This window comes from Sphingomonas panaciterrae (assembly GCF_036890205.1).
GTDB lineage: Bacteria > Pseudomonadota > Alphaproteobacteria > Sphingomonadales > Sphingomonadaceae > Sphingomonas > Sphingomonas panaciterrae.
On sequence record NZ_JAKNQR010000002.1, the window covers coordinates 617,255 to 630,909 of the forward strand.

Below are 13,655 nucleotides of genomic sequence, written 5' to 3' on the forward strand. Positions count from 1 at the left end.
GAACGAATATAGTTCAAGCCCTGCACGGAAAGCACCTATTGTTTATCGCAAACGTTAAGATGATGAGGGCAGCACGGCCCGCGTGAGGGGTCGGAGAGGAGCCAGACGTGATCGATCGTATTGCCAACCCCACCTTGCGCAGCCGCGTGATGTCCGCGGAGGACGCTGCGATGTTCATACAGGCGGGCGACACCGTCGGCATGAGCGGCTTCACCGGCTCCGGCTATCCAAAAGCAGTGCCGACCGCGCTCGCCAAGCGGATCTCTGCCGAACACGCCGCCGGGCGACCGATGCGGGTGAAGGTGTGGACCGGCGCGTCCACTGGGCCCGAACTGGATGGCGCGCTGGCAGAGGCCGACGGGATCGAGCTTCGCCTGCCGTACAATTCGGATCCGATCGCGCGTGAACGCATCAATCGCGGCGAGATGGACTATCTCGACATGCACCTGAGCCAGGTGGCGCCGATGGCCTGGCAGGGGTTTCTGGGTCAACTCGACGTGGCGGTCGTCGAGGTGACGGCGATCCGCGCCGACGGCAGCGTCGTCCCTTCGTCCTCGGTCGGCAACAACAAGACGTGGCTCGATCGCGCCAAGTCGGTGATCCTTGAGGTCAACCGCTGGCAGAACCCGGCGCTGGAGGGGATGCACGACATCTATTACGGCACCGCGCTGCCGCCCAACCGCGTGCCGATCCCGCTGCTGCGCCCGGACCACCGCATCGGCGACCCTTACCTGCGCTGCGACCCGGACAAGGTCGTGGCCGTGGTGGAGACCGACGCACCCGACCGCAACCTCCCCTTCGCGCCGCCCGACGCCTCGGCAAAGGCGATCGCGGAGCATCTGCTGGAGTTCCTCGCGCATGAAGTGACCAAGGGACGCCTGCCGTCATCCTTGCTGCCGATCCAGTCCGGCGTCGGCAACATTGCCAATGCTGTCCTGACCGGCCTGGTGGACGGTCCGTTCCACGATCTGACCGCCTACACCGAAGTGATCCAGGACGGCATGCTGGACCTGATGGACGCGGGTCGCCTGCGCATGGCATCCGCCACCGCCTTCTCGCTCAGCCCGGACGCGGCGAAGCGGATCAACGATGAGATGGTGCGGTATCGCAGCAAGATGATCCTGCGTCCGCAGGAGATCAGCAATCACCCCGAACTGATCCGTCGTCTCGGCTGCCTGGCGATGAACGGGCTGATCGAGGCGGACATCTACGGCAACGTCAATTCCACCTGTGTGATGGGATCGCGCATCCAGAACGGCATTGGCGGCTCCGGCGACTTTGCGCGCAATGCCTTCATCTCGATCTTCATGACGCCCTCGACGGCGAAGGGCGGCGCGATCTCCGCTATCGTACCGCAGGTCTCGCACGTCGATCACATCATGCAGGATGTCGCGGTACTCGTGACCGAGCAGGGCCTGGCCGACCTGCGCGGCCTGCCGCCCAAGCAGCGCGCGGCGCTGGTGATCGAACGCTGCGCCCATCCCGATTATCGCGACGGCCTGCGCGATTATTATGAGCGCGCGCTACGCGGCGCCTACGGCCGCCATGCCCCCTCGCTGCCGGGCGAGGCGCTGTCATGGCACCAGCGGTTCATGGAGCACGGAACGATGCGGACGGGCTGACCCGTCCGCATCTTCACGCAAGACCGAGGACGGTCAGAGGTCCAGCGCCCAGCCGTCCCGCCCCTTGGGATCGGGCGGCGTTGCGGGGACGAAGCGCGTGGCGCCAGCGGCCAGCCGCAGGATCGTCCAGTCCCCCCGCCGGTCGACCGCCTCCAGCGTACAACCGCACGCGGCAAAGGCCTCGATGACCTGCCCGCGCTGAGTTTCCAGCAACCCGGCGAGGACGATGGCTGCTCCCGGTGCCGCAATAGCCGCAAGTTCCGGCGCCATCGAAACCAGCGGCCCGGCCAGGATATTAGCGATCACGAGGTCATACGGCCCGCGTTCCGTGATCGCGTCGTGCAGCGCGCCGTCTGCTACCAGCAGTTCCAGATCCGCGATCCCGTTCGCGGCGGCGTTGGCACGCGTCACCTCGACCGCCGCCGGATCGATGTCCGTCGCGACGATCGTCGCGTCCGGCCACAGGAAAGCAGCGGCAAAGGCCAGCACGCCGGTACCCGTGCCCACGTCGATGATCCGTGCGAAGCTCCTCTCCGCCAGCCCGTCGAGCATCGCGAGGCAGCCGCTGGTCGTCGCATGGTGCCCCGTGCCGAAGGCACGGCCAGCGTCGATCAGCAGCGCGCATCCTCCCTCCGGCGCCGCCGTGGGATGCGCGCTGGTATGGACGACGAACCGTCCTTCGCGGATCGGCTCCAGCCCCTCCTGCGACAGCGCCACCCAATCCTGTTCGGCGAGGGCAGTGACGGTTGGCGCCGTGCCCGACGCGCTGGGCACGAGCGCGCAAATCGCCGCCAGCGCCGCCGCGTCCGGCTCGCGCTCCATATAAGCGTCCAGCCGCCACCGCTCGCGATCGTCCTCCACCTCCTCGGTGGTCATCAGGACGGCGTCGATCACGAGGTCATCCGCCGCGTCGATCGCCTCGGCTTCCGCGCGCGTGCATGGCAGCGACACGCGCCAGCTGTCGACCGCGCCGCTCATGGACGCATTTGCCTCCTCAGCGGACATAGCTGGCCCCGTTCACGTCCAGAACCGCGCCCGTCATCGACTCGGGCGCATCAAGCGCGAGCCAGCGGATCATCTCGCCCACTTCATCAGGCATGGCGACCCGGCCGAGCGGAATGTCCGCCAGCAATTTGTCGCCCCCGCGGCTGGCGAGATAATCATCCGCCATGCCCGTCATGGTAAAGCCGGGGCAGATGGCGAACGCCAGGATGCCGTCCTTTGCATAGGCGCGCGCGATCGTCTTCGTCATCGCCACCATGCCGGCCTTTGACGCGGCGTAATGCCAGTGCGCCGGGCTGTCGCCGCGATAGGCGGCGCGACTGGCGACATTGACGATCCGCCCGCCGACACCGCGCTCGTGCCAGTGACGCACCGCGAGGCGGCACAATTGCGCCGCGCCGGTCAGGTTGATGCGCATCGTGCGCTCCCACCCGGCAAGCCATTCGTCATCCGCGCTGTCGAGTGGATTGGCCTCGAACACGCCAGCATTGTTGATGAGCACATCGACATGCCCCAGACGCTCGATCGTTTCCGCCCACAAGGCTGCGGCAGCACCCGGCGTGTCCAGATCGGCGGCAATCAGGCCGTCCGCGTCGCGCGTCGCCTGCCCCAGAACCGTCGCGCTGCCGGACAATGCGCTGCGGGCAGCAGCCCCGATGCCGCGCGAAGCACCCGTAAGAAGAACATTGGTCATGCCGCGTCCATAGAAGCTGGCAAGCAGCCCGTCATCCCGGCACCGCCTCGTTGACCGAAACGACCGTCAGGCAACTTTCGCGCTGAATTCCTCCGCCGCGCTGCGCAGCGAGGCAAGCCGATCATCGATCGCCGCGAATTCGGTGCCCAGCGTATCGACGTCGCGTGCCAGGCCCGCCCCCTCGCGCATAATCGCGGTCATGTTGCCGGCGGTTGCGTCCGCCGCCAGCGCGGTCTCGTCGACGGCAGCGGTAATCGCGGTCACGGTCTGCGCCTGCGCCTCCATCGCCCGCCGGATCCTGGTGGCCGACGTTTTCACGTCATCGATGGTCGCGCGGACGCTGGCGCTCGATTCTACCGTGACCTGAGTTGCGGCCTGGATCGCGCCGATCTGCGCCGCGATATCGTCGGTGGCCCGCGCGGTCTGGCTAGCCAGGCTCTTCACCTCCTGCGCCACCACGGCAAAGCCACGCCCGGCATCCCCCGCCCGCGCCGCCTCGATCGTGGCATTCAGCGCCAGCAGGTTGGTCTGCCCCGCAATGGTGCGGATCAACGCCAGGATGGACTCGATCGACTTGGCATGGGCGCTCAGCGCCTCACTGACCGTGACCGCCCGGTCCGCCTGCGCCGCCGCCTGCGACGCGATGTCGGCTGCCGCCTCCACTTCGCCGCGCGCATCCTCGATCGCCAGGATCAGCCCCGCTGCGGTCGACGCCGCATCGCGCATGGCAAGCGCCGACTCGCCGGCCGCGGCCGCCACTTCGGCGCCGCGCCCGACCATCGATCCGACCGACTGTGTGGCACTCGCCGCCTGCGCACGCACGCGTTCCCCCAGTACCGCCGCCCCCTCGATCGCATCGGCGATATGCAGGCGAAAGGCCGCAGCATGGGCGGCGCGTTCCTCCGCCACCTGCGCCCGCTCGCTACGGCCAAGATGCGCCGCCATGACATCCGCCTCGATCAGCGCCAGTCGCTGAACAACATCGGACAAGCGCCGCATCCGCGCCACGTCCCCTTCAACGCGAGTCTCCAGGATCGCCAGCGTCCGGGCATGGGCAAAGGCCAGCGCGGAAAGCAGCGCCGCCAGCGGCACGCCCGTTTCGCGCGTCATCTCCGCATGTTTGGTGGCCGACCGCCCCCATTGCTCATCGAACGGCGCAGAATATTTCATCCGCATGTAGCGTGCGCTCCGCGCCAGCTGGCGCTGCAGCCAGACGTCCTCGATCCCCTCCAGCATCTTCTTCGTCGCCGGAAGGCTCCGGTACTGCTGCCAGAATGCGTGGGCGATATCCTCGCAATCGGCAGCGGTCAGCAGAGCGTCGATGTCCGCCGCCGCGGCACCAATGGTGCCATCCCAGTCATATTCGCGAACCTGCGCCGCGATCGAACGGGCCACACTGTCCCAGATCGGCATCGTGGTTCCTCCCCTTGATTATCTCGCGTGCCCCGTGTCTCCGCCGGGGCATCGTCCATCCTGCCCTATCGTCAGGCCGCCACGCGCTCGGCAAAGTCACCGGCGCTTCGATTGAGCAGGACCAGGCGCCCCGCCAGTCGGTCGAACCCGGCGCCAAGCGAGTCGATCTCACCTGCGACCGCTTCGGTGTCCGAATGGATCGCTGCGATCGTGCTGGACATGGAATCCGCCGCGAGCGCCGTTTCGTCGACCGCCGCAGTGATTGCCGTCACAGTATGCGCCTGCGCCTCCATCGCGTCGCGAATGCGCGTCGCGGACACCTGCACCTCGTCGACGGTCGCGCGAATGCCGACATTGGCGTTCACGGTCACCTGAGTGGCGGTCTGGATCGCGGTGATCTTCGCGGCGATATCGTCCGTGGCGCGCGCCGTCTGGCTGGCCAGGCTCTTCACCTCCTGCGCCACCACGGCAAAGCCGCGCCCCGCGTCCCCCGCGCGTGCCGCCTCGATGGTTGCGTTCAACGCAAGCAGGTTGGTCTGCCCGGCAATGTCGCGGATCAGTCCAAGGATCGACTCGATCGACTTGGCATGGTCATTCAGCATCTCCGTCACGCCGACCGCCTCGTCGGCCTGGACCGCCGCCCGCGTCGCGATATCCGCCGCCGCCTCCACCTCGCTTCGTGCATCGCCGATCGCGCGGATCAGCCCCGCGGCCGTGGAGGCTGCATCGCGCATCGCCAGCGCGGATTGTTCGGCCGCCGCCGCCACCTCGCTCGCCTTCCCCAGAACGCCTCGCGCCGACCGGGAGGCGGTGGATGCCTGGTCGCGCAGCGTCGCCCCCTCGGCCGTCGCATCGCCGACCGTCGTCGCGATTCCCCCTCGGAAATCCGCCGCCAGGCGATCGCGTGCAGTCTGCGAGCTGTGCTTGCGATAGTCGCCATACAGCGCGACGGTGATCTCCCCTTCCAGCGCCGACAGCCGCATCAGCGTGTCGATCATGACCGGCAGGCGCGGGTCCGCTGGTTCGCACCGCGCCATCAGGACGCGCAGCGCCGCGCGATCGCTTGCGCTGATCATCGACAGCAACGCCAGCGGTGAGACCTGCCTCTGATAGGCGGCAGCCACCGATCGCTCGATCGATTCGACCCACGCACGTTGGTCGGTACGCAGGAAACGATCCTGCAAGAACGCACAGCCCAGATCGATCATCCTGGCGGCGTCCTGTTCGACCCAGGATTTCTCCTCGTGGAAGCACCGCCGGCCATGTTCCCAATACGCCTCGGCGATCTGGCGCACCTCGGGTTCCAGCACGTCCCACACCTCTCGCGACGCGGTCGAAAGCGTGCCGTCAAAGTCGAAAGCCCGCAGGCGGGTGTCGAGATCGATCGAGCGGGCCAGTTGGCCCGGTGCTGGCAGATCGGCGGACAAGTTGTTGCGCTCCCGGTTCATTATCGGCCGGGTCATAGGGGATTGATCGTTAAGTGCTGGTTGAGGCGCGGCGCCCATCCGCCATGCGATTCATTCGCAGGAGGTCACTCCCGCTTGCAACATCGGCCCTCGGGTCTCATAGACCGCGCCAAACCGTCGGCTTACCGCAGGAAACCGTAGCCTTGGCCACAAAACCCGCCCGCCCCAAAAGTCCGCATCTCTTCAGCGGCCCGCTCGCCCTCCATTACCGCTGGAGCGCGGCGATGACGGTGTCGATCCTGCACCGCGCCACCGGTAGCGGGATGGCGACACTGGGGGCATTGCTGCTCGTCTGGTTCCTCGCCGCGCTGGCGTCGGGGGCAGAGGCCTATGCCACGTTCCGTGATGTCTTCACCCTGTCGGATGGCCGTCTGAACATCCTGGGCTGGGTCATCGGAGTCGGCCTGACGTTCAGCCTGTTCCAGCACATGATGAGCGGTATCCGCCACCTCGTGCTGGATACCGGCGCCGCGTTCGAGCTGAAGCTGAACCGCAATCTCGCGCGGCTCACCTTCGTCGGCTCGACGCTGCTCACCCTCGCCTTCTGGCTCTACGTGGGAACCAAGTAATGGGTACGGGAACCTCGATCGGCCGCGTCCGCGGCCTCGGCAGCGCGCACGAAGGTCCGCATCACTGGTGGCATCAGAAGATCACGGCGGGATCGAACATCCTGCTGATGAGCTGGCTGATGATCTCGCTCGCCCGTCGCCCCGGCTACGATTACGGCACGATGCGCGACTGGCTGTCCTCGGCTTGGGTCGCGATCCCGATGATCCTGCTGGTCGTCTCGGTCTTCTACCACTTCCGCCTCGGGCTTCAGGTGGTGATCGAGGATTACCAGCGTGACGAACGCCGCGTCGTCGCCATGGTCCTCCTCAACCTGTTCACTGCTGCCGTCACCGGCACCGCCCTTTTCGCGATCCTGAAGATCGCCTTCGGAGCAAATTGATGCCCGCCGCTTACCAGATCATCGACCATACGTACGACGCGGTCGTCGTCGGCGCCGGCGGCTCTGGCCTCCGCGCCACGATGGGCATCGCGGAGGCGGGCCTCAAGACCGCCTGTATCACCAAGGTGTTCCCGACCCGCAGCCACACCGTGGCGGCGCAGGGCGGCATCGCGGCGAGCCTCGGCAACAACTCGCCGGATCACTGGTCCTGGCACATGTACGATACCGTCAAGGGTTCCGACTGGCTCGGTGACCAGGACGCGATCGAATATATGGTGCGTGAGGCCCCGGCCGCAGTGTACGAGCTGGAGCACGCCGGCGTGCCGTTCAGCCGCAACGAGGACGGGACGATCTACCAGCGTCCGTTCGGCGGCCACATGCAAAACATGGGCGAAGGCCCGCCGGTGCAGCGCACCTGCGCCGCCGCCGACCGCACCGGCCATGCCATGCTCCACGCGCTGTACCAGCAATCGCTGAAGTATGACGCGGACTTCTACATCGAATTTTTCGCGCTCGATCTCATCATGGAGAACGGCGCGTGCCGCGGCGTGATCGCGCTGAACATGGAAACGGGGCAGATCCATCGCTTCCGTGCCCATGCGGTGGTGCTGGCGACGGGCGGCGGTGGCCGCGTGTACCAGTCGGCGACGTCGGCGCATACCTGCACCGGCGACGGCAACGGCATGGCGCTGCGTGCCGGCCTGCCGCTGCAGGACATGGAATTCGTGCAGTTCCACCCGACCGGCATCTACGGCGCGGGCGTCCTCATCACCGAAGGTGCGCGCGGTGAAGGCGGCTACCTCACCAATTCCGAGGGCGAGCGCTTCATGGAGCGTTACGCGCCCAGCGCGAAGGACCTTGCCTCGCGTGACGTCGTGTCGCGGTCGATGGCGGCGGAAATGCGCGAGGGCCGCGGTGTCGGCAAGGACAAGGACCACATCTTCCTTCACCTCGATCACATCGATCCGAAGGTGCTGGCGGAACGCCTGCCGGGCATCACCGAGACGGGCAAGATCTTCGCGGGTGTCGATCTCACGCGCCAGCCGCTCCCCGTCACGCCGACCGTCCACTACAATATGGGCGGCATCCCGACGAACTATCACGGCGAAGTCGTCCAGCTGAAGGACGGTGATCCGGACGCGGTCGTCCCCGGCCTGTTCGCGGTCGGCGAGGCAGCCTGCGTGTCGGTGCACGGCGCGAACCGCCTCGGCTCCAACTCGCTGATCGACCTTGTGGTGTTCGGCCGTGCGACGGGCCTGCGCCTCAAGGAAACGCTGAAGACGAACACGCCGCACAATCCGCTGCCCAAGGGCTCGGAAGAAATGGCGCTTGGCCGGCTCGATCATTTCCGCAATTCGACCGGCGGTTCGCCCACGGCGAAGATCCGCGCCGAGATGCAGAAGACGATGCAGCGCCATGCCGCAGTGTTCCGCGACAGCGAGCTCCTGGCCGAGGGCGTCACCAAGATCGACGCGATCTACAAGTCGATGGAAGACGTCGGCATCAAGGATCGCTCGCTGATCTGGAACACCGACCTCGTCGAGACGCTCGAGCTGGACAACCTCATCAGCCAGGCGGTCGTGACGATGCGCGGTGCGGAGAACCGCAAGGAAAGCCGCGGCGCGCACATGCACGAGGATTATCCCGAGCGCGACGACGTGAACTGGATGAAGCACACCATCGCGACCTTCGATGGCTGGGGCGGCAAGGGCGGCAGCTGCTCGCTCGATTACCGTCCGGTGCACGATTACACGCTCACCGACGACGCCGAGTACATCAAGCCGAAGAAGCGGGTGTACTAAGGCAGATGGTGCGGCCTTCCGGGCCGCGCCTCATCGCCGGGAAACGAACTCAAGTATCTGCGGCCACGTCGCGCAACATTTCGAATGTTGCGCGGCGGTAAACTATTGACTCCAATCGCCGCCCACCGCGACACTCCTTCCATTGTGGAGGGGGCTCGCGATGAAGAGGTTGCTGACCGTCTTTCTTGCCGCCTGCGCCGGTTCGGTGCCGGCGCAGACCTATATCCCTCCCCAGCACAGCCGCCCCGCCCCGCTGATTGCCCGCGGTGGCGAGGCGGAACTTGTCCAGCTCGCCGATCAGGGCGGCGCGATCGAATATGATCGCAAGGCCGGGTGGCAGCTGGCTGAGCATCGCCGCCTCGCCGCCATGCTCGCCACGGTGCAGCCGCACCGCAAGGGTACCACCGACGCCTTCGTCATCAGCGCCGCGCTGGACAGTGACCCGGTGTTCGGCCGCGAGGCGCGAGAGGCGGCGATTGTCCTGGCGCGCCGCTATGGCGCCGAAGGACGCACGATCGTCCTCGCCGGCACCGACGGCAGGGCGGACAGCGCGTTGCCCATGGGCTCCCCTTCCAATCTCGACGTCGCGCTCGCCCGCGTGGCCGAGCTTATGGACGTGAACGAGGATGTGCTGATCCTCTACACCACCAGCCACGGCGCACGCTTCGGCATCGTCTACAATGACGCCGACCAGGGCTTTGGCGCGATCTCGCCGGCGCGGCTGTGGCAGACCCTGTCCCAGCTCGGCATCCGCAATCGGCTGATCATGATTTCCGCCTGTTACGCCGGCGTCTTCGTACCGCTCCTCTCCAGTGATACCACCGCGATCATCACCGCCGCCTCGTCGGATCGAAGCTCCTTCGGCTGTGTCGCCGACAATGACTGGACCTTCTTTGGTGACGCGCTCGTCAATCGCGCGCTCCGCCAGCCAAAGCCGCTGGCCGCCGCCGTCGAAGAAGCCACCAGCACCATCGCGACATGGGAACGCGACGGCCAGCTTGAGCCTTCGCAGCCGCAGGTCGCGATTGGTGCCGGTGCGGCGCGCTGGCTGGCGGTGCTCGACGCCCGCGCGCCGCGCAGTGCAACCGCGCCGGTCGGCCGCCCCGCCAACGCGGTGTTGATGGCGCAGCATTAGCCCCCGCTGTGAAACCAAACCGCCACCGCAGCGCGCGATATTTTCCGCCACCTCGGAACCGGTGCGCCCCATTCGCGGTTCGCGTCGCCATGAACTCCACCGGCAACGCCAGCAACTATCCGCTCCTCGCCAGCCCGCATGTCCAGCTTTACGGCACGGTCGACGAGGCCATGTACGCAAGCTTCAAGGATCAGGTCGCCGCGGCACCATCCGATGGCCCATTGATCTTCTCGATCACAACCTTGGGGGGCGATCCGGAAATGGCCCGCGCGATGGGCGATACGGTACGCCTGCTGCGCGAATATACCGGCCGTGAGACGCTTTTTCTTGGCAAGGTCGCTGTTTACTCGGCCGGCGCCACCTTCATGTCCGCTTTCCCCGCCGACAAGCGCTTCCTGACGCGCGGCACGCGTTTGATGATCCACGAACGGCTGATGAATTCGACCATCCAGCTGTCCGGCCCGCTCAACACCCTGGCCCCCGTCCTGCTGGCCAAGCTGAACGAGATCGAGGATTCGATCCGCATCCAGGACGAAGGGTTCGCCGCCCTTGTCGAAGGCTCGCAGGTAACGCTCGAAACCCTGAAGGCAAAGGCGCCGTCCAACTGGTATATCGAGGCGGAAGAGGCGCGTGATCTTGGCCTGGTCCTCGACCTGATCTGACGCTGCCCGGGCAGCCTTCCACCTCCACCTTGCCCATCTCCACCTTGTCACGCACTCGCGCCCGCCGGATAAGCAACCGGCAACCGAGCGAGGCGGAATGAGCAAAGACCCGACCCCCGGGCGCAAGCTGGGCATGGCGATCCTCATCGCCATGCTGCTCGCGATCCCGCTGTTTGCCGTCTACCTGCTGGTATATGATCGGCAGGATCAGTCCGCCACGGCCCGCGCCTCGATAGCGCGAGGCTGGGGCGGGCCGCAGACGATCGCCGGGCCGGTGCTCGTCATCCCTTATCAGGCCCAAGCCGCCGAGACGGTCACGGAGGGCGGCCGTCAGGTCACCCGCACCACTCAGGTCTGGCGAGAGCTGACATTGTCCCCTCAAGCCGCCGATCTCAGCACGCAACTCACCCCCGAACGACGGCGCCGGTCGATCTACGAAGCCGTCGTGTTCGAGGCCGCGGCCACGGGCACCGCGCGCTTCGATCTGCCGCCTGATCTCGCCCGCTTCGGGATCACCCCCGACGAACTCGCCTTCGATCGCGCGGAACTCCGCTTCGGGCTGCAGGATCCGCGCGGACTGTTCGGGCGGCCGCCGATGGTGTCGGTGGATGGCCAGCAACTGCGCCTTCAACCCGGAAAGGGCTCGCCGGCGACCAACAACGCCGGCTTTTTCACCTGGCTCGACGCCGGCAGCATCCGCAGCCGGCCGCTCCGCGTGCAGTACAGCTTCGCGTTCCGGGGCAATGGCTGGCTCGCGCTGGCGCCGCAGGCGGGGGACACGCGCTGGCGCGTGACCTCCACCTGGCCGCATCCCAGCTTCCAGGGCGGTTTTCTTCCCACCGCGCAAAGCGTGAACACGGACGGCTTCGCCGCCACTTGGCGCGTCGGCAATCTGGCGCTGGGGCGCAGCCTCGTCTCGTCCGGCGATGTCGTGCCCGAGTCGCGCCCCGACCTGTCCGATGGTCAGCCAGTGGCGACTCCGGCCAACGCCTACGAGGCCCGCGTCGTGCTCGTCTCCCCGGTCGATCTCTACAGCCAGGTCAACCGGTCGGTGAAATACGGCTTCCTGTTCATCGGCTTCACCTTTCTCGCCTTTCTGCTGTTCGACGTGATCGGCGGAGTGCGCGTGTCGCCGGTCGAATATCTGCTGGTCGGCGCCGGCCTGGTGCTGTTCTTCGCGCTCCTGCTCGCCTTTGCGGAGGTCGTGGGCTTCACCTTGGCCTATCTGATCGCGGCGGGGGCGATCATCGCGCTCCTCACCAGCTATTCCGCTGCGGTCCTCCGCAGCTGGCGCCGCGCAGGCTACATCGCGGCCCTGCTGGCGGCGCTGTACGCCATTCTCTACGTCCTGCTGAACCTCGAAGCCTATTCGCTGCTCATCGGATCGCTGCTTCTGTTTGCGGCCTTGGCCGGTGTTATGTATCTGACGCGTAACCTCGACTGGAGCGGTTTGCGCGCCCAGTCCTCAACCGACTGAAGCGGGAACGGAAAATGGCCGAATTCACCCTGCCGGCGAACAGCAAGATCAAGGGCGGTCGCAAGATTCCCTCGCCTGAACCGGGCGGGACGATGCGCAACTTCAAGATCTACCGCTACGATCCGGACAGCGGCGAGAACCCGCGATACGACACGTTCGAGGTAAATCTCGACGAATGCGGCCCGATGGTTCTGGACGCGCTGATCAAGATCAAGAGTGAGCAGGATTCGTCGCTGACGTTTCGCCGTTCGTGCCGTGAGGGCATCTGCGGCTCCTGCTCGATGAACATCGACGGCAAGAACGGCCTCGCCTGCACCACCGCGATCGAGGATGTGAGGGGCGAGGTGAAGATCACCCCGCTGCCGGCGATGGACGTGATCAAGGACCTCGTCCCCGACTTCACGCACTTCTACGCGCAATATGCCTCGATCCAGCCCTGGCTGAAGACGGTGACGCCGCCGCCTGCCGGCAAGGAGCGGCTGCAGTCGCCGGAGGACCGCGCAAAGCTCGACGGTCTGTACGAGTGCATCCTGTGCGCCTGCTGCTCGACCTCGTGCCCGAGCTATTGGTGGAACTCCGACAAGTTCTTAGGGCCAGCAATCCTGCTCCAGGCCTATCGCTGGCTCGCGGACAGCCGTGACGAGATGACCGGCGAGCGGCTCGACAGCCTGGAGGACCCGTTCCGCCTCTATCGCTGCCACACGATCATGAACTGCGCGAACACCTGCCCCAAGGGCCTGAACCCCGCCAAGGCGATCGCCGAGATCAAGAAGATGGAAGTCGAGCGGGTTCTCTGATCCACGCATCCAGAAGGGAGCAGCACGGCTCCCTTCTTTTTGTCGGGAGCCATCTCGCCCGCTTGTGCCGGTCCTCCCGACGCACGCCCCCGCCGTGTCATCCCTGACACGCCAGCCGACACGCTCAGGACAAGCGGCGCCATGACTGACAAGCCGGAATTTCTGTACGAGGAACATCCCGACCATCCCGGGTGGCACCGCTGGGGCCTCAAGAATTCGGATCGTTACAATACCTTCCTCGGCGACATGATGGTCCGCGTCGAGGACGGCGCCTGCCGTGTCCGCATGCTGCCCGAACGGCGCCACTCCAACCTCGGCAACAATGTGCACGGCGGCGCGATGCTCGGGTTCATCGACGTCGCGCTCTTCGCCGCCGCGCGCAGCTTCGGCCTGATCGAGGCGGGCACCGCGGTGACGCTGGACCTGAACACGCATTTCGTCGGCGCAGGAAAGATCGGCGACCCGCTGGAGGCGCAGGTCGAATTGCTGCGCGAAACCGGCCGCCTGCTGTTCATGCGCGGCTTGGTGGTACAGGGCGACGGCCCGGTGGCGGAATTTTCCGGCACGATCCGGAAGCCGACGAAGCGTTAACTGGCCTCGCGGTGCACAATCTCCTAAAGGGCCCACAAAATACTC

The 13,655-nt window shown here is 66.4% G+C and carries 13 protein-coding genes; 9 read left to right on the forward strand and 4 right to left on the reverse strand.

The features are described 5' to 3' along the window. Nucleotides 1–107: 107 nt before the first annotated feature. Nucleotides 108–1,622 (forward strand): acetyl-CoA hydrolase/transferase family protein, encoded by a 1,515-nt coding sequence (locus tag L8F96_RS09945; protein WP_334655900.1) that lies wholly within the window; start codon nt 108–110, stop codon nt 1,620–1,622. Between the two features lie 33 nt (nt 1,623–1,655). On the opposite strand, the gene L8F96_RS09950 is transcribed toward L8F96_RS09945, so the two are convergent. From L8F96_RS09950 to L8F96_RS09965, 4 genes are all read right to left on the reverse strand, one after another. Continuing rightward, nucleotides 1,656–2,600, reverse strand: coding sequence for a 50S ribosomal protein L11 methyltransferase (locus L8F96_RS09950; protein ID WP_046411953.1), 945 nt, complete (start codon nt 2,598–2,600; stop codon nt 1,656–1,658). A gap of 16 nt (nt 2,601–2,616) precedes the next feature. Next, a complete protein-coding gene (locus L8F96_RS09955) occupies nt 2,617–3,318 on the reverse strand; it encodes an SDR family NAD(P)-dependent oxidoreductase (RefSeq protein ID WP_046411362.1) in 702 nt (233 codons plus the stop codon). 66 nt (nt 3,319–3,384) lie between these two features. Next, a complete protein-coding gene (locus tag L8F96_RS09960; RefSeq protein ID WP_125944740.1) occupies nt 3,385–4,731 on the reverse strand; it encodes a methyl-accepting chemotaxis protein in 1,347 nt (448 codons plus the stop codon). 71 nt (nt 4,732–4,802) lie between these two features. Next, nucleotides 4,803–6,158 carry a methyl-accepting chemotaxis protein gene (locus L8F96_RS09965; protein ID WP_231622017.1) on the reverse strand — a complete coding sequence of 452 codons (1,356 nt, stop codon included), beginning with the start codon at nt 6,156–6,158 and terminating at the stop codon, nt 4,803–4,805. A gap of 182 nt (nt 6,159–6,340) precedes the next feature. Between L8F96_RS09965 and sdhC the strand changes: the two genes are divergently transcribed. The 8 genes from sdhC to L8F96_RS10005 all read left to right on the forward strand — a co-directional run bounded on the left by sdhC (nt 6,341) and on the right by L8F96_RS10005 (nt 13,610). Further along, nucleotides 6,341–6,766, forward strand: a complete 426-nt coding sequence (gene sdhC / locus L8F96_RS09970; protein ID WP_334655901.1) for a succinate dehydrogenase, cytochrome b556 subunit — start codon at nt 6,341–6,343, stop codon at nt 6,764–6,766. Beyond that, the gene (gene sdhD / locus L8F96_RS09975; RefSeq protein WP_046411367.1) at nt 6,766–7,146 is read left to right on the forward strand and encodes a succinate dehydrogenase, hydrophobic membrane anchor protein; all 381 of its coding nucleotides are present in this window, start codon (nt 6,766–6,768) and stop codon (nt 7,144–7,146) included. Before sdhC ends, sdhD begins: the two co-directional genes overlap by 1 nt. Beyond that, the gene (gene sdhA, locus L8F96_RS09980; protein WP_334655902.1) at nt 7,146–8,948 is read left to right on the forward strand and encodes a succinate dehydrogenase flavoprotein subunit; all 1,803 of its coding nucleotides are present in this window, start codon (nt 7,146–7,148) and stop codon (nt 8,946–8,948) included. Before sdhD ends, sdhA begins: the two co-directional genes overlap by 1 nt. A 160-nt stretch (nt 8,949–9,108) precedes the next feature. Continuing rightward, nucleotides 9,109–10,083 carry a C13 family peptidase gene (locus L8F96_RS09985; RefSeq protein ID WP_334655903.1) on the forward strand — a complete coding sequence of 325 codons (975 nt, stop codon included), beginning with the start codon at nt 9,109–9,111 and terminating at the stop codon, nt 10,081–10,083. An 89-nt stretch (nt 10,084–10,172) separates the two neighbouring features. Then, the gene (locus L8F96_RS09990) at nt 10,173–10,745 is read left to right on the forward strand and encodes a ClpP family protease (RefSeq protein WP_046411371.1); all 573 of its coding nucleotides are present in this window, start codon (nt 10,173–10,175) and stop codon (nt 10,743–10,745) included. A gap of 97 nt (nt 10,746–10,842) precedes the next feature. Next, a complete protein-coding gene (creD, locus tag L8F96_RS09995; RefSeq protein ID WP_334655904.1) occupies nt 10,843–12,222 on the forward strand; it encodes a cell envelope integrity protein CreD in 1,380 nt (459 codons plus the stop codon). Nucleotides 12,223–12,236: 14 nt separating this feature from the next. Further along, nucleotides 12,237–13,019: a succinate dehydrogenase iron-sulfur subunit gene (locus tag L8F96_RS10000; RefSeq protein ID WP_046411375.1), complete on the forward strand. Its 783-nt coding sequence runs from the start codon at nt 12,237–12,239 to the stop codon at nt 13,017–13,019. Between the two features lie 141 nt (nt 13,020–13,160). Then, the gene (locus L8F96_RS10005) at nt 13,161–13,610 is read left to right on the forward strand and encodes a PaaI family thioesterase (RefSeq protein WP_296218807.1); all 450 of its coding nucleotides are present in this window, start codon (nt 13,161–13,163) and stop codon (nt 13,608–13,610) included. Nucleotides 13,611–13,655: the final 45 nt, after the last annotated feature.

Bases quoted from the DNA above. Each gene is read 5' to 3' on its own strand.
- creD (WP_334655904.1), top strand. From the start codon at position 10,843: ATGAGCAAAGACCCGACCCCCGGGCGCAAGCTGGGCATGGCGATCCTC.
- L8F96_RS09950 (WP_046411953.1), bottom strand. From the start codon at position 2,600: ATGAGCGGCGCGGTCGACAGCTGGCGCGTGTCGCTGCCATGCACGCGC.
- L8F96_RS09985 (WP_334655903.1), top strand. From the start codon at position 9,109: ATGAAGAGGTTGCTGACCGTCTTTCTTGCCGCCTGCGCCGGTTCGGTG.
- L8F96_RS09955 (WP_046411362.1), bottom strand. From the start codon at position 3,318: ATGACCAATGTTCTTCTTACGGGTGCTTCGCGCGGCATCGGGGCTGCT.
- L8F96_RS09960 (WP_125944740.1), bottom strand. From the start codon at position 4,731: ATGCCGATCTGGGACAGTGTGGCCCGTTCGATCGCGGCGCAGGTTCGC.
- sdhA (WP_334655902.1), top strand. From the start codon at position 7,146: ATGCCCGCCGCTTACCAGATCATCGACCATACGTACGACGCGGTCGTC.
- L8F96_RS09990 (WP_046411371.1), top strand. From the start codon at position 10,173: ATGAACTCCACCGGCAACGCCAGCAACTATCCGCTCCTCGCCAGCCCG.
- sdhD (WP_046411367.1), top strand. From the start codon at position 6,766: ATGGGTACGGGAACCTCGATCGGCCGCGTCCGCGGCCTCGGCAGCGCG.
- L8F96_RS10005 (WP_296218807.1), top strand. From the start codon at position 13,161: ATGACTGACAAGCCGGAATTTCTGTACGAGGAACATCCCGACCATCCC.
- L8F96_RS10000 (WP_046411375.1), top strand. From the start codon at position 12,237: ATGGCCGAATTCACCCTGCCGGCGAACAGCAAGATCAAGGGCGGTCGC.